A 24,797-nucleotide genomic window follows, 5' to 3' on the forward strand; every position below is an offset into this window, starting at 1 on the left:
ATGACAGCATCTTTTGATAATCATCCTAAGCCCCTGATTCGACCCGTGCAATATCGGGATCTCGATTGGTTAGAAGCTCTCACCACAGAGTCCACCGATGGCCAACAGCACTCGGTTTCTGTGGCATTTCAAGAACAATTACAACAGGCTAGACGCTGGTTTGGACTGTTGAAGTTTCTCAGTTGGTTTCCGAATCTCTTTCAAGATCATTTTCGGGTTTATGTGGCCGAATTACCAACCCTTTCCCCAGAAAAGAATTTAAGGGGGTTTATCCAGATTGCTCCGTTTAATACGGGCCGTAGCACTTGGCGCGTCGAAAGGGTTATGGTAGCTGATGGAGAAGGACAACCAGAATTATTGACCCATCCGAAAGGCATCGGTTCCCAATTATTGCGTCACTGTTTGGAAACGATTTGGGAAGCAAGAACCTGGGTTTTAGAAGTTAATATTAATGACAAGAATACCTTAGCCTTATACCGTCAAGGTGGGTTTCAACCTCTAGCCCAATTAACTTATTGGTTTTTAGAACCAGAATTATTACAAAAACTGGCTCAGCATAATTTAGATTTACCTAATTTATTACCTGTTAGTAATGCGGATGCTCATCTATTGTATCAGTTAGATTGTGTGTCTATGCCCCCATTATTGCGTCAAGTTTTTGATCGCAATCCCCAAGATTTTAGAACTCGTTTTTTAATGGGGTTGTGTGCAAAATGGCAACAGTGGTTTTATCAAAAAGAAGTGGCTCAAGGCTATGTTTTTGAACCCCAACGTAAAGCGGCGATTGGCTATTTTAAGTTAACTTTATCGAAAGATGGTTCTCAAGCCCATCAAGCTCAATTAACTGTTCATCCAGCTTATACTTGGCTTTATCCTCAGTTACTGGCTCAGATGGCCAGAATTGTGGAAAAATTTCCCAATCCAAGCTTAGAATTAGTGTCAGCCGATTATCAACATGAACGGGAAGAATATCTCGAAAAATTAGGTGCAAAACCCATAGAACATAATTTGTTAATGTCTCGTTCCGTTTGGCATAAATTAAAAGAAGCAAAACCCGAAGGACTCCATCTATCAGAGATGTTACAGGGTTTACAAGCAGTTCCTCGTACACCCATTCCCAGTCGTTTTTCTTGGCAAAAAACACCCTTAAAACTCTCAGAACAAACAACTAAACCTATTCAGAATAAAGAGAACAATTCAACCCTAGAATCTTCAGAAATTACTGAGAAAGATTAGGGAAATATTGGTAAGTAATGGTTAAAAATCGTCCTAAGAACTTGGTTGACTTTTAAACGAAGACTATTGAGAAAAGAATTCAAAGATTTTTTGAAGGCTTTTGTTATGTTCAAGAAGTTTTTGGGAACAATAACAGTGAATTGATTTAGATTATTTAGAATATGAAAGCATCAGAAACCAGTATTCGTAATTTACTAGAAGGCACAAAGCAGTTTCAAGTTCCTCTTTTTCAAAGACCTTACTCTTGGAATAAAGACTACTGGGACGCTCTTTGGAATGATTTGATGAGTATTTATGAAGGAGAAATTGAAGGATTCTACTTTTTAGGCCCAATCGTAACACAAGCAGTCTCTGGCACGGCTGATGGAATTTCACCTTTTTTAATTATTGATGGACAACAGCGTTTAACAACTTTAAGTATTCTATTAGCAACTTTACGAGATAAATTACGCCAAGATAATAATAGTCTTGCAGAAGAACTGCATGAATCTTATTTAATTAATAAATTCAAAACGAATGAAGATTTTTTTAAAATTCTCCTAACTCAAACAGATCGAGAATCCTATCGATATATTATTAATAACAAGCAACAAGACAATAAAAGCAATGGAAAAATAAATGATGCTTACCAACATTTTACAAAAAAACTTGAAAGACAAAGCCGCAGTTTTTGTGAAAAATTAAAAAGTATAATTCTTGAAAAACTCATCATTGTTAATATTACATCTGATGAGAATGATAACCCTTATTTAATCTTTGAAAGTTTGAATAATAAAGGACAGGAACTAACTCAAGCTGATTTGGTTCGCAACTATATCTTTATGAAGCTTCCTATTGATAATCGAGAAGAACAATATAATAAACTATGGCTGCCTCTTGAAAATACATTTAAAACACAAGTTGGTGATAAATATTCTGAAGAATTAACCAATGCTTTTTGGTTCTACTTACGCAAAGATGGTAAATCTGTTCAGCAAAAAAATGTTTACCAATCTCTAAAAAAAAGATTTGATGATCCTCAAAATAATTTAACAAAAGAACTTCAATTAATAGTTAGGTTTTCTAAATATTATCAGCGTTTTAACTTTCCTGAACAAGAAGAATCAAATAGTAAATTTAGAAAATATTTTAATAATCTATTAAGACTTGATTTTAAAACATCACATATTTTTTTGCTAAATATATATAATGATTATGAAAATGAAAAAATTTCAGAGCAAGATTTTGAAAAAATATTGATTTATTTAGAGTCTTATTTTGTGCGTCGTCTATTTTCGGGCGTATCAACACAAATTTTAGGAGGAATTATTAATAATCTCTATCTTGAAATCCAGAAAACAAAATTTAGTAGTATTGTCGATGGATTATATAAAACGCTTAACAATTTTGATAATAAGAAAAGATGGCCAACTGATGAAGAATTCAAAAAAAACCTGTTAACTCAAACTATTTATAAAGGTGCTAAAAATGATCGAACCAAGTTTCTTCTAGAAAGATTGGAACAAGATCAAGGTCAAGAAACTGTCGATTTGTCAACTTTGACGATTGAACATATTATGCCTCAAACCCTTAATGACGAATGGAAACAACAATTAGGAGCCAACTATTCATCAAATCATAGCAAATGTATTCATACCTTGGGCAATCTAACCTTAACTGCGGATAATGCTAGATTGTATAATAATTCATATTCTAGAAAATTGGAACTTTTGAAGAGAAGTAATCTTTATCTCAATCATTATTTTAGAGAGATTGAGCATTGGAATTTTGAAACAATTGAAGATAGAGCAAATAAGTTAGCTGATATTGCTATTAAAGTTTGGCCCCGTCAACAATGTTAATATGTCAACAAAATACAGTAATCTATGAACAGGATTATTTTTAAACAAAAAATGGAGCGAATTTCTGCCCTAGGATTAGATGTGGGTAAAAGAAGAATTGGGGTGGCCGGATGTGATGGGACAGGGTTAATTGCTACAGGGTTAACCACTATCGAACGCCAATCATTTGCTCACGATATAGAACAATTAAAAGCATTGATTCAAGAACGAGACGCACAGCTTTTAGTCATCGGTCTACCCTATTCTATGGATGGTAGCATCGGATTTCAAGCCAAACAAGTGCAAAAATTTGCTCAAAGAATTTCTAAAGCCCTCGAATTACCCATAGAATACATTGATGAACGCTTAACCTCCGTTGAAGCAGAAACCCAGTTAAAAGCTCAAAAACAATATTCTCGATACAATAAGGGACTGGTTGATCGCCGCGCCGCCACCATTATCCTACAACAATGGCTAGATCAAAGGCGTTCCGGAAATCTTTAAAATTTTAGTTGACATTTCCCTGAACTTGTGAAATAATTAGAGACGGTCAGAAAAGATGCGGGTATAGCTCAGTGGTAGAGCGTCACCTTGCCAAGGTGAATGTCGCGCGTTCGAATCGCGTTACCCGCTTAAGGAATTTTCGAGAAAGTTAAGTGAAATCTTAATTTTAGATTGAGTTAACAGCTAATCAAGTTAAGAGCAGACACACTATACTGTATAGAGCTAATTTTAGGAGCCACTGAACTGACACTTGTGCGACCTCAAAAGCCTGTGAAAATCGACTTGAATCAAGAGTATCCCTGTCCTTGTCGGCGACAGGGCCATCTCTTGCCCATTGTATTAACAGAAGCCTTTGGCTGCGATCGCTGTCAACAAATCTTTGTCGTCGAAGAAAATGGTCAAACGATCGAGCAGCTATCATCAAGTTACCCTTATAAGCGAATTTGGCGTTGGACAGGCTATCGTTGGTTAGTTGTCCGTCCGGGGTTAAGAGATGGCTACCTACCCATCATGACAGGCATGATGGTAATTTTGTTAATTGGATGGTTACTTTTGGCATTGCAATCATCCTTGGGGCCGAGTATCATAATCGGAATTGCCTTGGCTGGCTTATTAGTCGTCTTCCTAGCAATCATCTTCTGGTTAGCCTATCGGCGTTAAGACAAAATCTATGACCCTAGAAAGCTCTCCCAACTTGCTGCTAACATCCGTTCAACGGGCTTACAATGCTTATCTGGCACTGGAAACCACCGATAGTCATGATCGCAGCCAAGGCATTAAAGCCATGGCCAAGGGATTAAGTCAGAGGTTTGATGCCATTCTCGAAGCTAATACCCTAGACTTGGAAATGAGTCGAGAAATGGCCGTACCAGAGATCCTGATTGAGTGGCTAAAATTAACCCCAGAACGGTTAAGTAACACGGTGAAGATTCTAGACTATTTAGCAGATCTCCCCGATCCCATTCAACAGGTGTTTAATGCTCCCTATCGGATCAGTACGGCAGGAACCTATTGCCAATTGATGCCCTTGGGAGTGATTGCTTTAGTATACGAAACCTTTCCCGAATTAGGAGCAATAACTGCCGGATTTTGCTTAAAAACGGGTAACAGTTTAATTTTAAGGGGATGTGGTTCATCGACCCATTCTAATCAGGTGATTGCTGAGATTCTGCAAGAGGCTCTTAAAGAGGCTCAACTCCCCATTGGGTGTTTAGAGGTACTTTCGGGGGAACAGGGGTCTTCAATTCAAGATTTAGTGACGCAGCATCAATATTTGAGTTTGGTTATTCCCTATGGCCGTCCGAGTTTGGTAGATCAGGTGACGCAGTTGGCCACGGCCCCGGTGTTAAAGTCAGCCATGGGCAATTGTTATTTATATTGGTCGCCGACGGTAGATTTAGATATGGTAAGGTGGGTCATCTTAGATAGTCATGCTAGTGAACCCGATCCCGTAAATGCCATTGAAAAAGTGTTAATTAGTCCTTCTCAAAACCCCTCAATTTTAGTGAGATTGTTTAATGTTTTACGAGAAAAGGGCTTTCAATTACGGGGCGATGCGGAGTTATCAGCAGAGTTTCCTGATTATTTAATTGCCGCTAAATCTTCGGAATGGAGTACCCCTTATTTAGATAGAATTATTGCTTTTAAGGTAGTAAATGACTTATCTGAGGGAATTACTTGGATGAATCAATATAGTAGTGGTCATGCTGATTGTTTGGTGACAGATTCTTATCCAGAAAGTCGTCACTTTGCGAATGAAGTTGATAGTGCTTTAGTGTATATTAATACTTCCCCCCGTTTTGATCGCTATCCCAAGCATGGTGAGTCTTTATTTTTAGGGGTTTCTAATCAAAAAGGTCATCATCGGGGGTTGATTTCTTTGGAGACATTTACGACACTTAAACAGGTGGTTCAAGGAAATGGGAAGTTTTAGCTCATTTTCTTAAAGTCCTAAACTTCGGTTGTGTTGATGCTAGAAAATATGTAGCATAGAATCGAAAAATTTTAGGATGAGTTTATGGACCCTGTTTCTATTATTCTTTCGGCATTGGTGGCTGGTGGGGCAAAAACGGCTGGTGATGTGGCTCAAGATGCCTACAATGGTTTGAAAGCTTTGATTAAACGTAAGTTTGAGAGCCAAGGTAAATCGGATTCAGCAACTATTCTCGATAAGTACGAACAGAAACCCGAAAAAACGAAAGCTCTCTTAGAAGACGAATTAACTGAGGTTGGGGCTGATCAAGACGAAGAAATTATTAAAGCCGCTCAAAAATTACTGGAACAATTAAAGCCTCAAGAAGCAGCAGAAGGCAAGTTTAACGTTAAAATTTCTGGGGGTACAGTTCAGGGTTTGACACAGCAAAATACGGGAACAATCACTCAAAATTTTAGTTAATAAAGGGTGCTTAAAAAATGAGTAGTGATAATTTTGTCAACATCTCTGGTGGTAAGGTTCAGGGGTTTATCCAGGAAAATAATGGAACTGTCACTCAAAACTTCATATATCAAGTATCTGAGTTGATTAGTGGGCCAACATCCGATACAGGGCAATCCTTAACTCAGGTGGAATACCGCCAGAGGACTGTTTTACTCAGTAAGGTCAAAGAATATTGGATTGAAGGGGTTTTAAACAAGTCATTGCATACCAAGGCAATGATTGAACTCGGTTTGGAAAAGCGAACCGATGCAGTAGAACGTCCATTTAGTGGCTTCGAGGAACTGCCAGAAGCGTCTAGGCAAATTTTGCCCACAGGAACAGACGCAACTGATGTCTTCCATCAAATAGGAGAAGGTCGGACTCTGTTGATTTTGGGGGAACCAGGGGCAGGGAAAACCATAACTCTCCTGAAACTAGCACAGAATTTGATTACTCGTGCTGAAACGGATTTGAGTCGTCTGATTCCAGTGGTGTTTAATTTATCTTCTTGGGGAAGTAAGCAACAAACCATAGCGGATTGGCTTGTAGAGGAACTTTCGAGCAAATACCAAGTTCCCAAAGCACTGGGTAAAGACTGGGTTGAAAATCAACAACTGATATTGTTACTAGATGGTTTAGACGAGGTAAAGGCTAATCGACGAGAAGCTTGTGTCGAAGCTATCAACCAATTTACGCAAAAGTATGGACAGACTGAAATGGTGGTCTGTAGTCGCATTGCAGATTATGAAATCCTTTCTAACCGTCTGCAATTGCGAGGCGCAATCTATATTCGCTCTTTGACTCCTGAGCAAGTTAACCAATATTTGGATAGTGCTGGTGAACAATTAGAAGCAGTCAAGACCCTACTAACCGAAGATACCGAACTGCAAGAACTAGCGAAATCCCCGCTTACCCTTAATATTATTACCCTAGCCTATCACAGCAAAAGCTTAGAAGAACTACCTCAAACAGGCTCTTTAGAAGTACGCCGTCAACACCTGTTCAATGCTTATATTGAGCGAATGTTTAAGCGTAAGAGAACTAATCAAAAATACCCAAAACAGCGGACGATACAATGGTTAACTTGGCTGGCGCAACGAATGTCTCAAGTCTCTCAATCTGTTTTTTTAATTGAGCAAATGCAGCCGACTTGGTTACAGAGTAATGTTCAAAATATACTTTACCGATTTGGAACTATTTTGATGGGGATAGTGGTTATTGGATTGATCTTGTCTTTCGGTAGGGCTTTAGATTTAGATAATAAAAAAATCAATCATTTCAATGTATTAATATTGAATTCCTTTGCCTGGGGCCTAGTTTTATTCGGGTATTTCGGATGGGGAAAATCAGAAATAAAAACGTTTGAAACCTTGACATGGCCTTGGAAAAAAACAAGAAAAGATCTCCTTGAGGGCTTAAGACAAGGACTGATTTGGAGCGTAGTTTTATCCCCATTTGCGACAGCATGGTGTCTTCTAACCTGTATGGACGGACCTACTGCACAAAACATAATTGCTAGTTTAGTTTTAGGATTAATTTTAGGTCTGATTATAGGGTTAATTCATGGGTTGAAAGGCTCAGAAATAGAGACAAAAACTATCCCCAACCAAGGCATTTGGAGATCGGCTGGTAATTCAGTTATCATCGTATTCGTTTGTTGGGTGATTTTAAGCCTGATTATTCTTAATTTTTTTCCTCCAGGCGTAAAATCTAATACTTCTATAATAACTTGGGGATTAATTTTAGGGCTACTTTTCGGAGGTGGAATAGCCGTTATCCAACACTTCAGCTTACGACTTATCCTCTGGATTAAAGGTTTTATTCCTATTAATTTACCTCATTTCCTTAACTACGCTAATGAGCGCATTTTTCTGCAAAAAGTTGGGGGTGGTTACATCTTTGTCCATCGGATGTTGCTAGAACATTTTGCCCGCATGGAGTAAGATTTAATAATGGTGGGTGATTGCTTCAATTACCATAAAAATCTTCATCTAATAACTGTTCTACCGTAAAAGGACAATCAAGGGGATACTCATTTATTAAGGGTTTACGAATGCCAAAACTTGCCTTTTGTCCTTCTTTAATCGCTAATTTTCTCCATCATTATATGCCTTACTTAAGGCTTCATCTAAATAACTTTTAAAAGAAGGATTTGCTAATAAATCTTGTTGCACCCTAAAACGATTTTCTGTGATTGAACTATACCAACTTGCTTTCATAGAATCAGGGGCATCTTTTTGAAAAATTAATTTAAGTACATGAGCTATTAAAATCCTGTTCATATAATTGTTTCATGATATTCTCTTGTTTTAAAGACTTAATTTATCATAGCATTTCTAACTTCAAAATCAGGTGTTCTTCCGATGAAGAACACCCTATAATAGTTGGTACTGCAATGTATTCGATTTTAGTAAAATTGACAACTCAAAAACCCAGTTTTAGGTAACAACTAATACTAACTCATGGTAGCACCAGAGCGATCATAGGAAGTCCGAAAACTTGACTGAGGTTTTCCTTGAATCGTTGTCCAATAATCTTTTTCCACATCCACACCAATTTCAGACGCAGCACGTTCTAACATCGACTGCTGACGATTTTTAATCATTTGGTGGTGACGCATCATTAAAGCTCTTGCTTGTTGTTGAGTAGACATAATCTGAGTCTCCGATTGCTTATGGTGGTTTTTTATGTGGTTTGTTTTACCCTCAATACTATATATAACATGAAATTCTGTAGCAAATGTTACAGAAAACTGAATAAATTATAAAACTTAACAAATATTTCGGGATCACTTCCAGGTCAGGGATCAATGAAACCATTATCAAAAAAAATCGTTATGATAGAAGATCAAGCAAAATTATCTCTCTTCAAACTTATATAGAGTTAAATCTTATGCCATTACCTATTGTTGCCATTATTGGGCGGCCCAACGTCGGTAAATCGACTTTGGTTAACCGTTTAGCTAAAGACCAACAGGCGATCGTCCATGATGAACCAGGAATCACCCGCGATCGCACTTATCGGCCGGCATTTTGGGGCGATCGAGACTTCCAAGTAGTAGACACAGGGGGATTAGTCTTTGATGATGATACAGAGTTTCTCCCCCTGATTCGGGAACAGGCCATGGCCGCATTAAATGAAGCTAGTGCCGCTATTTTTGTTGTAGACGGACAGACTGGGCCCACTGCTGGAGATTACGAAATTACGGACTGGTTACGGCAGCAAAAAGTTCCTGTATTATTAGCAGTAAATAAATGTGAATCTCCCGAACAAGGATTAATCCAAGCGGCACAATTTTGGGAATTAGGGTTAGGGGAACCTTATGCAGTTTCCGGCATTCATGGTAACGGAACAGGGGAACTTTTAGATGAATTAATTACCCATTTACCCTCTCCTGAAGAACTCCCAGATTATGAGGAAATTAATGTGGCGATTATTGGTCGTCCTAATGTGGGCAAATCGAGCCTTTTGAATGCCTTTTTAGGAGAAAATAGAGCCATTGTTAGCCCCATTTCTGGGACAACTAGGGATGCTATTGATACGGTGGTTGAACGGGGTGAAAAAACCTATCGATTGATTGATACTGCCGGAATTAGGCGCAAGAAAAATGTGGAGTACGGGGCAGAATTTTTCAGTATTAATCGAGCATTTAAAGCCATTCGTCGGTCAGATGTGGTGTTATTAGTAATTGATGCTATTGATGGAGTAACTGAGCAAGATCTTAAATTAGCTGATAGGGTTATTGATGAGGGAAGGGCGGCAATTATTGTTATCAATAAATGGGATGCAGTAGATAAAGATTCTTACACCATTTATGATTATCAAAAAACGGTTTTGTCTCGTCTTTATTTTATGGAATGGGCCGAGATGATTTTTGTGAGTGCGATGACAGGACAACGGGTTGAGAAAATTTTCAATTGTGTTGATACTGCGGTTACAGAACATCGTCGCCGTGTGACCACTTCTGTAATTAATGAAGTCTTACAAGAAGCTGCTAAATGGCATTCTCCCCCTACGACAAGACAGGGAAAACAGGGTAAAATTTATTATGGAACCCAGGTTTCTAGTCAACCCCCAACTATTGCTTTATTTGTTAATGATCCGAAGCGTTTTAATGATAATTATCGACGCTATATTGAGGGTCAATTTCGTCAACAAATTGGCTTTCCTGGAACTCCAATTCGTTTTTTATGGCGAGGTAAAAAGGTTCGTGATCTTGAACAAACGGTGAATCGTGCAACTAAAGTTTGATTCCCTATAAAATCATTAGGTATGGCGGGTTTATTCAACTTATTTGTGGAAACTATAAGCTGCTTTTAACAACCCGTCCCTACAAATTTTTGCGGATTTATTTTGTTCTACCATTTGCTTAAAGTTCAGGAAACAGACTGAAAGGTAATATCTTCATAAATTTCTGAAACTAAGCACGAAAAGTTAATAGTCTTTAAAATCAAGGGATCATTTTCATCATGAGAGGATAACATCCATTGTCCCTGTTCATTTATTAAAAAAGTGTCAATTCGTTTGGTTTTTTGACTAATTAAAACATATTCTTGTAAAGATTGTAATTGACGATAATCTGCAAATTTATCTCCTCTATCAAAGGCTTCTGTACTGTCAGATAAAACTTCAATAATTAAACAAGGATAACAGATATATTGGGTTAAATTTCGATCTCTTTCATCACAACTGACTGTAATATCAGGATAATAATAAGTATTCAGAGGGTCAATTCTGACCTTTGTATCAGAAATATACGTTAAACATCCTTTTCCCCGTAAATGATTTCTTAAAAGGGTTGCCATATTGACAGTAATTAAAACATGATTATTACTTGCACCTGCCATTGCATAGATTTCTCCTTGTCGATATTCGTGTTTAATATCGCTTTTTTCTTCAAAGGAAAGATATTCATCAGGTGTTAGATTAAGGTTATCAGAATTAGCAATCATACTGTATGCTTAGTGTTGAAACGATATGAGTAAAAAACGGATTAGCTTAAATATCCCCTTGGTGTAATCATCCAATTTTGATAATGAAGAGTGCTACTATTTCCAATCAAAACAGTAGTTAACATATCAATAGAATAATTCAACATTTCTGCTAAATTAGTCAAGGTAATTTCTTCATCTTGACGATAAGCACAACGAACTAAAGCTACGGGAGTTTGGGGATCACGATAGTTTAAAAAGATAGTTTGAGTAGTAATAATTTGTTGGGTTCTAGTTTGCGATCGCGGATTATAAATAGCGGTAACAAAATCCGCCTTTGCTGCTGCTTCCAATCGCTTTTCTATGACTTCCCAAGGCGTTAATAAATCACTTAAACTAATGGCACAAAAATCGTGCATCAAAGGAGTTCCTACCCTAGCTGCTGCTGCTTGTAAGGCAGTAATTCCAGGAAACACTTCAATACTAGGATTCTTACCATCCCATCCTTGAATTTGTAACTCTTCTAAGACTAATCCTGCCATTCCATAAATACCACAATCTCCTGATGAAATTACGGTAACTGTTAACCCCCATCTTGCTAATTCTATGGCTCGTTGGGCGCGTTTTCTTTCTTGGGTAATGGGTAAAGATTCAACAATTTGCCCTGATCTTTGTAAGGATTTAATTAAGTCTACATACAAAGAATAACCAATAATCGCATCTGCTTGGGTAATGGCAGTTTTAGCAGCAGGAGTAATTTGATCTAAACTCCCTGGCCCCATTCCTACTAAATATAATTGTCCCTTTCTTCCCGTATATTCTAAACTGCTTTGAGCAATGGCAATGGTAACAGCTTCATTATCAGATTTAATGATTTGTTTCGGAACAATAAGAGAAGAATTATGATTATTTAACCAAGAATTAGCCCCATAAATAGCAGAAGCTTCTGCCACACTAGCAGTCCCCACTTCTTGCTTAACAATATCCGAAGGGTTAGGAACATTGACACTGTTTAAAACATCAGCAGGATAGGTCAATAAAGGTAATTCTTTATCCTGACAATATTGAACAATTCCCACCTCATCTGCTTTAAGATCAATCGTGGCAAGTGCGGCGATCGCTTCTGTCGCTAAATGATAGCTTTGACAAACCTCATCAATAGCTGTTTCAATCAATTGTTGAGAAGTTCCCCGAATGCACCCAATACCCACCCATAAGACACGGGGATACCATTGCACCTTGGCCAGAGCCGACTCATCAGCAAAACGGCGTTTAGTTGGACTGATCCAAATCCGAGCTTCTGGGGCAATATTTTCATCAATTTCAGGGAGCCCGAAATAGAAAGGATGATTTTGAGGTAAATGGTCTTGCCATAAGGTAGAACCCCCTTCTTGTATCACCTGAACCTTTTTTTGACAGGCAATAGCATGACTGACCCCTGTCCAATCTCCTGGCCCTTTACGCCAGCCAAAAGGTAGCCCTAGAATATCAATACCAGGCAAACTTAAACTGTGAGATGCTCCTGTAATAATGGGGGTTGCATTGAGTTGTTGGGCAATTAATTGAGTTAAGGAATCAGCCCCTCCCTGATGGCCACCAGATAAACTAATCACATATTGACCTTGAGGATCAATGACAATAATTGCCGGATCAGAGGCTTTATCCTGCAATAAAGGGGCAATCAAACGAACAACCGCCCCCGTTGCCAAACAAAAGATCAAAGCGCGGTTTTCTGACCAAATTGCAGCAATATGATCTTTCAGGGAACCTTGATACGCGAAAATCGTCTGATCATTTAAAGCCAAGGAATCAGGGCCATAAAGAGTAGCCCCCATTGGTTGACAAAGGGGCTGTAACAACTGAACACCTTGGGGAGTAACAGCGATCGCCCCAATGGGATAAAAAGCATCAAAAAGAGACATCTATAGCACTGCTGACTTTTGACTTTGGGGAAAGGATATTAATTGCTTCTTGGCTCAGCATAATTGGTTTCCATCAGTGGGTTAACCTCACTAGAAGGAGATGGGTGAATTGACGGTGGGCTAGGGGGTTGTAATAGTTTCTTCCAAATCTCAAGCTGAGCTTGGGCCGAACTATAGGCTGCACTATCCCCAGGAATCATTTTAGCCAAATCAATCGCCTGTAGTAATAAAGAACGATTTGCCATGTCTTGGGCCATAGATAATAGTTGATAACTCCAACGGTTAAGGGCCTGTTGTCCTTGAGAACTCACATCCGTTGAAGAGGGAATTTTCCGCACCACAGAAATGGCTGACACCAAGGCTTGAGGGGTTTTTCCTTGGGCGATCAAATAGGCTTCTTGGAGATCTCGTTGAGCGCGAGTTTCTTTGCGCCATTGGTCGATCTTAGTTTGAGCTTCCGTATAAAGTACCCGGCCTCGGTTAATTCGTTGCGCCGCTTGAATAGCTGCGTCATACTCTCCCACGTTACCCAAGGAGTTAGCCTGATCAAGAATTGGTTGATCTTCTTGACGTTGAATACTAGCCCGCCAACGTTGAATATCTTCTTGCGCTTCACCCGAAAGAGCGCGGTTGGGCCCAATTAATTGGGCTTGGTTAATGGCTTGTCGTAATTCAGAAACATCACCCCCCCTGGCTAAATCTCGCGCCTGATCTAAAATGGGTTGGTCTTCCGTCAGTTGAATGGTATTTGTCCATTGTCCAATTTCCTGACGAGCTTCTTGATAGCGGGGGTTATTGGATGGAATTAACTCCGCCGAGGCGATCGCCGCATTAAGATCATCAATACTGCCCCCTGTGGCTAAATTTCGGGCTTCTTGGAGATGGGCCACATCTTCAATTTCCAGTTTCCAACGGCCGATCAAATCTTGGGCTTTTTGATGGAGGGGACGATCTGCCTTAATTTCTTGAACCGCCGTAATGGCCACTTGTAAACTGTCTGTGGTTCCGGTTTGCGCGTCCATTCCTGCACTGGCAAAGATTTTCCAGTCACTGATTTCCTCTTGTAAGGGGAGGCTATCAGGGAGACGGTTAACCACATCTGACAGGGTGTCCCAACGGCGATCATCAATTAATTCATCTACATAATCGACTATTTTCTCTTTGGCACTTGCGATCAACTTTTGAGCTTCTTGATGAGCGTAACTTGTTTGAGGAATTTTTTCGGCATCAGCGATCGCCTTTAACCAATTATCGAGTCCTCCCCGACGTAAAATTTGATAAGCACTATCGAGTTGACTGCTATCTTCTTGGGCTAATTGGATCTGTTTCACCGTTTCATCATATTTGGTGCTGGCCCAGTATTTATTCGACAAGCTGAGGAGTTTTACGGCTTCTCTAAAGGCCAGATTCCAATTAGACTCCCGCAGTTCCTTTTCCACTTGAGCAAAAATATCTTCTCCCTCACGCCAAACGCTGCGCCACTTTTCGATTCGTTCCTCTACCACCTGATACACTTGAACGTAATCGGGTATACGACGGGCAGTTTTGATGGCAGCTTCTAGTTTTCCTTTTTGAAATTCTTCTTCAGCCATATCTAGAATGGCCACGGCCCATTCTTCGACATTGCGGTTAATTTCTTTGCGTAGGGGATGATCTTCCGGTAAAGCCTCAACTAAATTAATGGCTCTCAGGTAACTATCTACCGTCCCTTGCTCTGCTTCCATTTGAGCGCAATAAATCCGCATGGAGGCTGAGGCGATCGGCCAAAATATTCGTACACATTGGGGAGATTTTGGCAGTTTTAGCAACATTGATGTGGCGGTAAAGCCCACAGTTCCCGATACAAGAATTAGACCGATAGCCCACATCTGCCAAGAGATTTGACCGGCTGAGAGGTAAATCTTCTGTAGAAAGTCTAGCTTAGAGGTTGGAGCCGATTGATTGGTTGAGTGATCCATAATGTTAGAGACTCCATAAGTCTCAGTTCCTCATCATCCACACAGGTTTTCAATGTTCCCGATGATGATTATGCCTAATTTTTGTTAATGACGCAAATTCAACGGGATCATTTAAGCATAATGTAGCGTAAAAATGAAGAAAAAAGTTTTGACCTTTGAGAAACAATGGCATTTTTTAGTGAATTGGGCGATCGCCATCATTATTTTGACATCCTGCTCACCCCAACCTCTATCCCCTAGGCCGCAAGCTCCGACAAATCCTACCGCCCAACTTAAAGCCGTCACGGTAGATAAAATCAAAATTATCCAGGGGCAAACTATTTATGTCCCTATCTACTCCCATATCTATCACATCAATCGTCAGGATAATGTCATCAATTTAGCCGCTACTCTCAGTATTCGCAATACAGATCGGCTTAACCCCATTATTATTAAAGCGATAAGTTATTACGACACTAATGGTCAATTAATTAAGCAGTATCTAGAGAATCCTGTGGAATTGAAGTCTTTGGCATCTACAGAGGTTTTTATTGCTGGAAATGATGTTACTGGTGGTTCAGGGGCAAATTTTATCGTTGAATGGGTGGCGCAAAACAGGGTATCTGAACCTATCATCGAAGCAGTAATGATTAGTACGGCCTCGGCTCAGGGGATTTCTTTTATTAGTCCTGGTAGAGTGCTTAAGCAATATGTTCAGGAAAAGTGATCATTTTCTTATGTTAAAATTGTTACTCCGAGTGGACTCTTTTAACAACAATGACAGAGCTAATTTGTAAATATTAACATAGACGTTATATAATGGTATATTGTTAGGATAAAACTGAAAGAATGCAGCTTGATTTTCGGAATATTAATACGTTATGGTGTTCTATTTTAGTTGAAAATTTAGCCCGTTTAGGGTTGAATACTGCTGTGGTTTGTCCTGGTTCTCGGTCTACTCCTTTAACCGTTGCTTTTGCTAATCATCCTAACATTGAAGCTATCCCTATTTTAGATGAGAGATCGGCTGGTTTTTTTGCCTTGGGAATTGCGAAACGTTCTCAGATTCCTGTCGCTTTAATTTGTACTTCTGGGACGGCTGGAGCAAATTTTTATCCTGCTGTGATTGAAGCTAAAGAAAGTAGGGTTCCTCTGTTAATCTTAACAGCAGATCGTCCCCCAGAATTACGAAATTGTCATGCAGGACAAACTATTGATCAAGTTAAATTATATGGTAATTATTGTAATTTTTACACGGAATTGTCCTTGCCATCTTTTGAGATAGAAATGTTACGTTATCTTAGACAAAATATAGTGACTGCTTGGGATAGTTGTCTATTTCCTTTTGGGGGTGTTGTGCATCTAAACTGCCCATTTCGTGAACCTTTAGCACCGATTATTAAACCAGAAATAGAGGGGATACTTTCTCAGGTTAATTTTAAAGATTTTTTTTCAAATATTGAATTAGGAAATCACAAGTTAAACGGTGTTTTTTTTATTAATAATTATTTATCAAAATGGTTATCCTTTCCTAAAGGACTTATTATTGCAGGAGTTGCTAGTTCTATTAATCCTAATTTTTATTGCCAACAAATTGCTAAACTCTCCAAAATTTTACATTATCCTGTATTAGCAGAAGCTTTATCACCCCTGAGAAATTATGCTAAGATTAATCCTCATTTAATTACTACCTATGACCTGATTTTACGGAATGCTGAATTAGCAGAAAATTTAGTTCCTGATGTAATTATTCAAGTTGGAGAATTGCCTACCAGTAAAGAATTAAGAAGCTGGTTAGAAAAAATTCAGCCCCAATATTGGGTGATTGATAGTCGTCCCGAAAATATTGATCCTCTTCATCATAAAACCCATTATATTCGGGTTGCTGTTGAAGATTTAAACTTAGAATTTTTTGAAGATAATACTAGAAATAATTTATCTTATTTAACGCAGTGGGAATCAGCTAATAAAGATATTAGCCAAGAGATAAAAGTAACTTTTGAGAAGATGAATGAATTATCAGAAAGTAAGATTATGTGGTTAGTTTCTCAGGTTTTACCTGAAGAGACACCCTTGTTTATTGCTAATAGTATGTCAGTGCGATATGCGGAATTTTTTTGGATGCCAAATGATCATCAAATCATGCCTTATTTTAGTCGAGGTGCTAATGGTATTGATGGCACTTTATCAACTGCTTTAGGAATCGCTCATCATGCTAAAAGTAGTATTTTGATTACAGGAGATTTAGCTCTTTTACATGATACAAATGGCTTTTTAATTAGTCAGAAATTTCAAGGACATTTAACAATTATTTTGGTTAATAATAATGGGGGTGGGATTTTTGAAATGTTACCAATTTCTCAAGATGAGGCCTTATTTGAAGATTATTTTACAACGCCTCAAAACATAGATTTTTATCAACTTTGTCAAACCTATAAGATTGAACATATTTTGCTTAAAAATTGGCAGCAATTAAAGGCTTTATTGAATCCTTTGCCATCGACGGGAATTCGTATGTTAGAATTACAAACAGATCGAAAAAAAGATGCTTTTTGGCTAAAAAATAATTTAAGTCAGTTGACTAAATTAAGTAATAAGTAATAATTAAACTTCTAACTTACTCTACCATAAAGGAGGGCCAGGAGGAGGAGAAGGAACCGTCACAGGTTGAGAAGAGTTTTCAAGATTATTGCTAGGGTTAGTCGTTGGTTTTGTCGTCGGTTTAGGACTTTCTGGACTAGGAGGAGTTTGCGGTTGAGGTGAAGGTTGATAACTAATGCTTAATTGTTTAATTTTGGCTTGAATTTCTTGGATTTTTGCGCTAGATTGTAATAGTTGCGCTTCAATTTGGGGGCGAAAAACTACATCAGAATCGATAAGCTTAAGTTGTTCTCTAGCTTTTTCCCACTGACGTTGAGCTAGGCTATATTCAGCAATAGTTTTCGCTATTTCTGTTTGAAGGTTTGCTTCTTCAATCAGTTGGGTTGCTGTGTTGAATTGTTGTTCAGCTTTTTGTTTTTGAAGTATTTGCTCATTTAATTGTTTAATTTTGTTATTCACGGTTTCAAGAGCAATATTAGTAGATTTAAGTTTTTCCTGTAATTGGGAACCTAAATAAACCCCCGAAGAAATGGCCGTAAGTTGCTTTTCTATTTCTTCCCATTGTTGTTTTACTTGTTGATATTCTTCCATTGTGTTAGCATTTTGCATGAGTTGCTCAGCTTCTAATGCTAATTGAGATGCTTTTGTAAATTGTTCCTGAGCTTGTTGTTCTTGGTAAAGGGTTTGATCAAGTTGATTTAATTGTTTTTGAAAGCGGGTTGAAGCTTTTTGAGACTGGGGATAAATAGCAAGATTATGGGGAATCTTACTGAGTTGATTAATAGCCCTTAATAAGTGATCACGGTGCTGTTTTAATTCGGCGATATCTTTGGCATTTTCCCTGTCTAAAATGGTTTTTTCCCCTAGATTTAAAGCTTGGTTATAAATTGCCTCAAACTCTTTATCTTTCGCACAATTATTAAAAATTTTGCATAAACTAGAAATATAAGGGGATTGTAAGGTAATGCCCAGTACCCCTAACATCAAAAAAGTAGCCAAAAATCCTAACAAGACAGAACTCATTTTTATCCCTGATGAGGGACGAGGTTGACGGGTTATTTTTTTGGGGGCTGTTTGTAACCGTTGCTGAGGTTTATTTAACCCCTTTATTTGTTCTAAATACTGCTGACAGGTGAGAGAGGCTTGTTGTTCAATCTCGCTTCGGGGTTGTTGTATACTGGGGTGAAATTGTAGGCGATCGCAACAAATTTTTAACCAAGTTTTCCAAGAACCTCCTACCGCGATTCTAATCTTCCCATCTAAATAAGCACTGATCAAATATTTACCATCAGGACTAAACATCAAACAAGTCACTTCCCCCTCTCGGTTGGGTTGAGGATAGGTTAGGGGTTCACCCTCTGTTGTCCATAAGCGCACGTTACCATCTGCACCACCACTGACTAATAATTGACCATCAGGACTAAATACCACCTCATTAACAGCATGATCATGACTGGTAATAGACTGGAGTTGTTGTCCTTGAAGCGTCCATAAACAGAGGGTTCCATCTGTACCCCCACTGACTAAAATTGCACCATCAGGACTAATTGTAATCCCCTTAACCCCGCCTTGCTCACTCAAAAATGACTGTCCTAACCATTGCTCTCCTTGTTTCCATCGCCAAATATTGCCCCTTGCATCACTACTAATCAAGGTTTTGCCATCAGGAGTAAACACCACCCCTGTCACTTCTTCCCCCATCATACAGTTATGACATAATTCCCCTTGAGGGTTCCACAGTTTAACCAGGCCATCTCGTCCCCCACTGGCGATATAGTCACCTTGGGGACTATAAACCAAACAGCTAACATCCCCATCATGGGCTTTTATGGGGTCACTGAGGGGGTTTCCTTGGGGGTTCCAAAGACGGATGGTTTCATCCCAACTTCCCGTGACAAAGCTGTCTCCTAGGGGACTAAAGGCAATACAAGTTACATCCCCATGATGGGCTTTTATCGGGTCACTGAGGGGCTTTCCTTGAGGGTTCCAAAGACGGATGAACCCATTACCCCAATTACTGACTAAGATTTGGCCGTCAGGACTCATGGCCATTGACCAAACCGCTTGATAGTTGCTTTCTGTTGCTTGGATCAGGTTTTGGCCTTGGATATCCCAGAAACGCAGGGTTTGGTCGCTACTCCCACTAATCAGGGTTTTACCGTCGGGACTGAAGGCCAGGGAACGCACAGCACTTTGATGACCAAGCAATGGGGAACAAATCAGTTGTCCGTGACGGTTCCAAAGGCGAATCGTGCGATCGCTGCTTCCACTGGCGATCATCTCTCCATCAGGACTAATGGCCACGTCTAAGACATAATCTTCATGTCCTTCTATAGCTGCATTGATTTGTTGTCCTTGCAGGTTCCACAGTTTTAGGGTTTTGTCCCAACTACCACTGACAAAATATTGACCATCAGGACTAAAGGCTACTGCATCGATGCGTTCTTGATGGGCCGCAATAGGGGGAATAATTTCTTTTCCTTGTCGGTTCCACAGTCTCAGGGTTTTATCCCAACTGCTACTAATTATTATATCTCCGTCGGGACTGACTACAATGCTGGTTATTTCTGCATCATGGCCATTCAAGGGAGGGGTGATCGCTTCTCCTTGATAGTTCCATAATTGTAAGCTGCGATCGCTACTACCACTCACAAGATAATCTCCTTGGGGACTAACTGCGATCGCGGTTACTTCTGCGTCATGGCCTTCTATGGGGGGAGTGATCAGGTTTCCTTGGTGATCCCAAATTCTCAGGGTGCGATCTCGACTACCACTAATTATATATTTTCCGTCATGGCTAAAGGCCAGGGCGGTTACTTCTGCTTCATGGCCATGAAAGCATTTAACTGTTTGTCCCTGACGGTTCCAGAGTCTGATTGTTCCATCCCAACTGCCACTAATGATAGAATTGCCATCGGGACTGATAGCTACTGCGGAGATTTTTCCTTGATGACCAGATAAACAATTTTGCTCTCTGGCCTCCTCCATTGCTATTCTTAAGCTTGCTTGTACTGTGGGTAATAATTTTTGAGGGAGTTTGTTTAAGTTTTCTCCCATAGTTTGGATCGCTAACATGAGACTTTCTAGGGGTCGCACTCTTAGTAGTTGTTGCGATCGCGTTGCTTTTTCTTTTAAGGTGGCTTGGATGAGGGCATCATTAAGTTGCTTAATTTGTTGTTCTGGGTTGTTGGGTTGGCGAGTTTTCCACATGGTTACTTGGTCAATGAACAAAGGCTATCTTTCATTTCAGTCAATGACAAGAGGAGCAACGGGAGATGTATTTATATGTTAGCTGCTTGGGACAACAAATGGATCAGGCTTTTAAGGATAATGGGATTAACAGGATTTTTTAGGATAGGATTATCTTTAGATTATGTTAGATTAGGATTATGAAAACCATCGATTTGAAGATTTTAAGGACTATATGTAAATGAGATTTTTGTTAGACACTCATAGTTTAATTTGGTTTTTTTCGGGCGATTTACGACTTAGCGATACAGTGCGTAATATAATGGAGGAGGTTCCTATTTTAAGTAAAGATTTAGCTTTTGATTCTTACAATATTACTCGTATTTGGAATAGTTCTCCATTTCTTTAATAATCTTCATTGTTTCAACACTAACATTACATACTTTATGTAATAAGTCAATTACTTGTTCTTTATAATCTGCAAATCGATAATTATTGAATTTTTCAGCAATGGTTTTATCTTTGGGTTTCTTTTCTTTATATTGATCTAATACCCATTCTAAAGCGCAACGGTTCCCTAATTTGTATTCCCAAGCAATGGGGGGTATTCCTTCTAATATTGTCACCTCATCAATGATGATTTTTCCTTGGGTTTTATCTGCTTTTAGTTTGGGTTTTGGGGTATTTTGTAGTTTGTAGAGACGTTTCATGAAACGTCTCTACAGGAGGGATATCAATACGGTTGAGGGGATAAGGGTTGATGGTTTCATAGTTAATATGTAATTCCATCAGTTTTTGTCCCCAGTTTACCCATTGAAAAAAGTTGTCATATAAGGGAAGTCTGGGAAAGTCTCGTTTAAGGTTAAGTTCGTATTTTTGGCGATATTCAGGGTGATGTAAGACTGCATAGGTGTAATGAAATATGTCTAGTTTAGTGATAGTTTTGTTTTGATAATTGGTTTGTATTTGAGTTAGTCCCCAGTCGGTTATATTGTCTATATAAAGTCTTTACGACAAACTAAGCTATTCCCTTTCCTCACAACTTACATTCATTTAATCTCTCAGTTAAATAAGACATTCGACTATAAACCACCGCAATATTTAACCCCCAACTCCAACGCGGTAAATGACCTGATGGCGCATTTAAAGAGAAATTAAGCTCATCATATAAATAATAACCCCCATTATCATTACTTGCTTTTTTCCACCCTACTATTTGGGCAAATTGACGATAAGCATTCACATCAACTTGAGCAAAATTTCCCACGGTTTCATAGATGCGTTTTTGCACACTAAACCCAAATTTTCCTTGAGAATATTCTAACCAAAGTCGATCAATTGTTTGTAAATCTTCACAAGCAATATCTTCTAATTCTGTACTTGTAATTCCCCCAGAATGATCCCTATCCCCTGCCATTACTATTAAATCATAAGTTCTTGCATCTGCCTTTTCCCATTGACGGGCTTTCAATAAATCTCGTAACGAGGTATAATCAACCCCAGTGGCCTGAGAAACTAGGCTAGAAGACACAGGAACCCTATAATTAGGCACGGGGTCTATAATAATCTCCGGGGGGTGTTGTAAAGCCGTTTGCGTCGGGGTAGTAGGTTGAATTTGTCCTAAGATAGCCTGACTTAAAGGAATCCCCAAATTAAGCCCCGTTTTAACATAAATATTATCGTAACCTGTTGCTTGGGTTTGGGCAGTATCAGCCCTACCATGAATAGCAACCACTTCCCCCTGCTCATTCAATACCGGCCCCCCACTCATCCCTGGTAAGGTATTATTGTTATAAATTAGCCCATATCCATCCTTTAACCCCTGAGATGAAGCGGATGTTACCTTTCCAGGAACAAAAGTATAAATAGACCGGTCAATGGCAGCAGTAGGTAAGGGAAACCCCGCCACATAAACCGTCATCCCTTCAAGAAGACGCTCCCCATTGCCTAATTTTGCCGTAGAATAGTTACGGTTGCTGACAAACTCAACTATTGCGAGATCTACCCCTAAGATAATTGAAATATTACGGGTGTTTATCTGGTGTCGCTGTCCATCTTGAGTTAAGGCATAAGCTTCTTCCCCTGAGTGGATAGAAGCAACCACATGGCCTGCTGTTAAGAGAGTGTAGGCATTACCCCTTTTATTAATAATAACCCCAGTGCCGTTGTTTCCTGGCCCTTCAATTAAGACCGTAATTTCCTTAGCAACCCGACTTATTTGAGTCGCTGGTAAGGCCATGACAACGGGTATGGGGACAGTTTCCATCATAGCGATTGTCCCCAATATAGGCAGCAAGTACCCAGAGAAACGGTGACTCATGCAGTAAATAACTAGCGATCGCCCATTAGTCTAGCATTTTCAGGATCGAATTTTTGATTAGAGGTTTTTGCCTTGTTTAAATAGTCCTGAAAATTGATGTAAACTCGGCCTAAAGTTTCATTTAAGGGGCCTTTTTCCCTGAAGCGTACCGCCATTAACTCTTGTAATATTTGGCTAGGGTTACTGCCTGGTTTCAAGGTAAATAATAATCCATTACAACTACCACCATAGGTATCCGTCACACAAACCACAGGCATCCGGTTCATCAGTCCAGTGGTAATATAGTTTAATTGCCCACTCTCATAAAAATATTGAAAACGATTAGAGACTAACTGACAACGGGTGCGGGGATCATAACCAGAGTCGCTAAAATGTTGAGACCCCCATAGTAACACAGGGACATCATCTTTATTCGGTGTGACAGCGACAGTAGCAGGGACACCCTGCCAAGTATCACAGACAAAACTGGTACTTGCACTTCTTGCCTGTGTAGAGGAGTTTACCAGAAAAGGACTTGCAATTGCCGTTGCTGCAAGGGTGGCAACTGTTCTTAATAAGTTGGATTTCATCATCGTAGCTTTATATAGTTTACGATCAATTCATTTAATATACCTAATCTTTGTAGAGTTGGGAGAAATGACTGACAGTTTTAGGTCTGTCCTTATTGACAATTTCAACCAGAATGATCTTAAGCAAAAATCCCAAGAAATATTTATGTTTTATGATATACTACATAAATGATGTTTAAGCAAAAAAGAAAATAAACCAACCATGAGAAACAAATCCCCACAATTGGGACAGAAACCATTAGCATAGAGGGGTGAGCAATATATTATCTCCCTTGCAGTCACTCAAAGCAGGACAATGGTTTAAGCTGATCTGTGGCGCGAGTTTCCAAGACTTGCCAGCCATCCGTAGTTTGGCCTTTGTTTATACCTTAGCGGGTGCAGACTGCATTGATGTGGCCGCCGATCCAGCAGTCATTACTGCTGCCCAAGATGGGATAAACATGGCTAGTCAGTGGGGAAAAATTGCTCAAAACAAGGGGTTTCCAGGGATAAATAAACCCTGGTTAATGGTCAGTTTAAACGATGGGGAAGATCCCCACTTTCGCAAAGCCTATTTTAACCCTGAAAGCTGTCCTCCCGACTGTCCCCGGCCCTGTGAGTCTATCTGTCCGGCCCAGGCCATTACTCAAGAAGGGGTGATTGATCGACGATGTTATGGATGTGGTCGTTGTTTACCAATCTGTCCCCTCAAGCTGATCGACACGCGATCGCATATTATTACTCCAACGGCGATCGCGTCCCTGATTGAAACCATGGGTATAGATGCCATTGAAATCCACACCAAAGTAGGCCGAGAAAGAGAATTTAGTCAACTGTGGCAACAATTATTCCCTTGGGTTTCTCAATTAAAACTCATTGCCATTAGTTGTCCCGACGGTGAAGGGTTAATTAACTATTTACAAACCCTCTATGAACTGATTTCTCCCTTACCCTGTCCCTTAATTTGGCAAACAGATGGTCGTCCCATGAGTGGAGACATAGGCCAAGGAACTACCCATGCAACCATCAAACTAGGCCAAAAAGTCCTGAAAGCTAACTTACCAGGATATGTCCAAGTCGCGGGAGGAACGAACCATTATACAGCCCCAAAATTGAAGGAATTGGGTCTTTTAAATGATGGGATAACCACCAGTCAATCTGTGGCCGGCATTGCCTATGGAAGTTATGGCCGTTGTTTATTATCTCCCCTGTTAGAAACATTAGAAAGACAAGCCATGTCCTTAAACACAAGCAATTGGCTGGAAAATTCCCCCGAATTACTCTGGCAAGCCGTCGAAACCGCCTATTCTCTGGTTTCGCAGTTGAAAGAAGGGAATACTTCGACAAGGGCCAGTGTAAACAGATTCCTATAA

General features: G+C 39.4%; 19 protein-coding genes, 1 tRNA gene and 1 pseudogene. 12 read left to right on the plus strand and 9 right to left on the minus strand.

Going from position 1 to position 24,797, the window contains the following annotated elements:
* The 8 genes from VB715_RS07160 to VB715_RS07195 all read left to right on the plus strand — a co-directional run bounded on the left by VB715_RS07160 (position 1) and on the right by VB715_RS07195 (position 7,919).
* On the plus strand, positions 1-1,236 hold the full coding sequence (locus VB715_RS07160) for a GNAT family N-acetyltransferase (protein WP_323300502.1): 1,236 nt from the start codon (positions 1-3) through the stop codon (positions 1,234-1,236).
* 161 nt (positions 1,237-1,397) lie between these two features.
* Positions 1,398-3,077: a DUF262 domain-containing protein gene (locus VB715_RS07165; RefSeq protein WP_323300503.1), complete on the plus strand. Its 1,680-nt coding sequence runs from the start codon at positions 1,398-1,400 to the stop codon at positions 3,075-3,077.
* A 51-nt stretch (positions 3,078-3,128) separates the two neighbouring features.
* Positions 3,129-3,560 carry a Holliday junction resolvase RuvX gene (ruvX, locus tag VB715_RS07170; RefSeq protein ID WP_323300504.1) on the plus strand — a complete coding sequence of 144 codons (432 nt, stop codon included), beginning with the start codon at positions 3,129-3,131 and terminating at the stop codon, positions 3,558-3,560.
* Between the two features lie 57 nt (positions 3,561-3,617).
* Positions 3,618-3,689, plus strand: a tRNA-Gly gene (locus tag VB715_RS07175).
* Between the two features lie 123 nt (positions 3,690-3,812).
* On the plus strand, positions 3,813-4,220 hold the full coding sequence (locus tag VB715_RS07180; protein WP_323300505.1) for a hypothetical protein: 408 nt from the start codon (positions 3,813-3,815) through the stop codon (positions 4,218-4,220).
* 10 nt (positions 4,221-4,230) lie between these two features.
* Positions 4,231-5,493: a glutamate-5-semialdehyde dehydrogenase gene (locus tag VB715_RS07185; protein WP_323300506.1), complete on the plus strand. Its 1,263-nt coding sequence runs from the start codon at positions 4,231-4,233 to the stop codon at positions 5,491-5,493.
* 84 nt (positions 5,494-5,577) lie between these two features.
* Positions 5,578-5,955, plus strand: a complete 378-nt coding sequence (locus VB715_RS07190; RefSeq protein ID WP_323300507.1) for a hypothetical protein — start codon at positions 5,578-5,580, stop codon at positions 5,953-5,955.
* 17 nt (positions 5,956-5,972) lie between these two features.
* Entirely contained in the window at positions 5,973-7,919 is a 1,947-nt protein-coding gene (locus VB715_RS07195) for an NACHT domain-containing protein (protein ID WP_323300508.1), read from the plus strand.
* Between the two features lie 144 nt (positions 7,920-8,063).
* Here the strand turns inward: VB715_RS07195 and VB715_RS07200 are convergent, their stop codons facing one another.
* Positions 8,064-8,258: a DUF29 family protein gene (locus tag VB715_RS07200; RefSeq protein WP_323300509.1), complete on the minus strand. Its 195-nt coding sequence runs from the start codon at positions 8,256-8,258 to the stop codon at positions 8,064-8,066.
* Positions 8,259-8,431: 173 nt separating this feature from the next.
* Positions 8,432-8,629: a hypothetical protein gene (locus VB715_RS07205; protein ID WP_323290345.1), complete on the minus strand. Its 198-nt coding sequence runs from the start codon at positions 8,627-8,629 to the stop codon at positions 8,432-8,434.
* A 239-nt stretch (positions 8,630-8,868) separates the two neighbouring features.
* On the opposite strand from VB715_RS07205, the gene der reads away from it, so the two are divergent.
* On the plus strand, positions 8,869-10,227 hold the full coding sequence (gene der / locus VB715_RS07210; protein WP_323300510.1) for a ribosome biogenesis GTPase Der: 1,359 nt from the start codon (positions 8,869-8,871) through the stop codon (positions 10,225-10,227).
* 125 nt (positions 10,228-10,352) lie between these two features.
* Here the strand turns inward: der and VB715_RS07215 are convergent, their stop codons facing one another.
* From VB715_RS07215 to VB715_RS07225, 3 genes are read right to left on the minus strand one after another with little or no spacing between them, the layout of a single operon-like run.
* Positions 10,353-10,928, minus strand: a complete 576-nt coding sequence (locus tag VB715_RS07215) for a Uma2 family endonuclease (protein ID WP_323300511.1) — start codon at positions 10,926-10,928, stop codon at positions 10,353-10,355.
* A 41-nt stretch (positions 10,929-10,969) separates the two neighbouring features.
* Positions 10,970-12,829 carry a precorrin-3B C(17)-methyltransferase gene (gene cobJ, locus VB715_RS07220; protein WP_323300512.1) on the minus strand — a complete coding sequence of 620 codons (1,860 nt, stop codon included), beginning with the start codon at positions 12,827-12,829 and terminating at the stop codon, positions 10,970-10,972.
* Positions 12,830-12,867: 38 nt separating this feature from the next.
* Positions 12,868-14,787, minus strand: a complete 1,920-nt coding sequence (locus VB715_RS07225) for a chromosome segregation ATPase (RefSeq protein ID WP_323300513.1) — start codon at positions 14,785-14,787, stop codon at positions 12,868-12,870.
* A 133-nt stretch (positions 14,788-14,920) separates the two neighbouring features.
* Here VB715_RS07225 and VB715_RS07230 point away from each other — a divergent pair, with 133 nt between their 5' ends.
* A complete protein-coding gene (locus tag VB715_RS07230) occupies positions 14,921-15,493 on the plus strand; it encodes a DUF3124 domain-containing protein (protein WP_323300514.1) in 573 nt (190 codons plus the stop codon).
* A 122-nt stretch (positions 15,494-15,615) separates the two neighbouring features.
* Positions 15,616-17,367, plus strand: coding sequence for a 2-succinyl-5-enolpyruvyl-6-hydroxy-3-cyclohexene-1-carboxylic-acid synthase (menD, locus tag VB715_RS07235; RefSeq protein ID WP_323300515.1), 1,752 nt, complete (start codon positions 15,616-15,618; stop codon positions 17,365-17,367).
* Positions 17,368-17,388: 21 nt separating this feature from the next.
* On the opposite strand, the gene VB715_RS07240 is transcribed toward menD, so the two are convergent.
* From VB715_RS07240 to VB715_RS07255, 4 genes and pseudogenes are all read right to left on the minus strand, one after another.
* Complete coding sequence (locus tag VB715_RS07240; protein ID WP_323300516.1) at positions 17,389-20,577, minus strand: peptidase C14; 3,189 nt, start codon at positions 20,575-20,577, stop codon at positions 17,389-17,391.
* 353 nt (positions 20,578-20,930) lie between these two features.
* Positions 20,931-21,555 (minus strand): annotated as a pseudogene (locus VB715_RS07245) (type ISP restriction/modification enzyme); the annotation flags it as partial.
* A 37-nt stretch (positions 21,556-21,592) separates the two neighbouring features.
* Entirely contained in the window at positions 21,593-22,825 is a 1,233-nt protein-coding gene (locus VB715_RS07250; protein ID WP_323300517.1) for a GUN4 domain-containing protein, read from the minus strand.
* Between the two features lie 62 nt (positions 22,826-22,887).
* Positions 22,888-23,448, minus strand: coding sequence for a COP23 domain-containing protein (locus VB715_RS07255; protein WP_323300518.1), 561 nt, complete (start codon positions 23,446-23,448; stop codon positions 22,888-22,890).
* Between the two features lie 248 nt (positions 23,449-23,696).
* Between VB715_RS07255 and ldpA the strand changes: the two genes are divergently transcribed.
* Complete coding sequence (gene ldpA / locus VB715_RS07260; RefSeq protein ID WP_323300519.1) at positions 23,697-24,797, plus strand: circadian clock protein LdpA; 1,101 nt, start codon at positions 23,697-23,699, stop codon at positions 24,795-24,797.

This window comes from Crocosphaera sp. UHCC 0190 (assembly GCF_034932065.1).
GTDB lineage: Bacteria > Cyanobacteriota > Cyanobacteriia > Cyanobacteriales > Microcystaceae > UHCC-0190.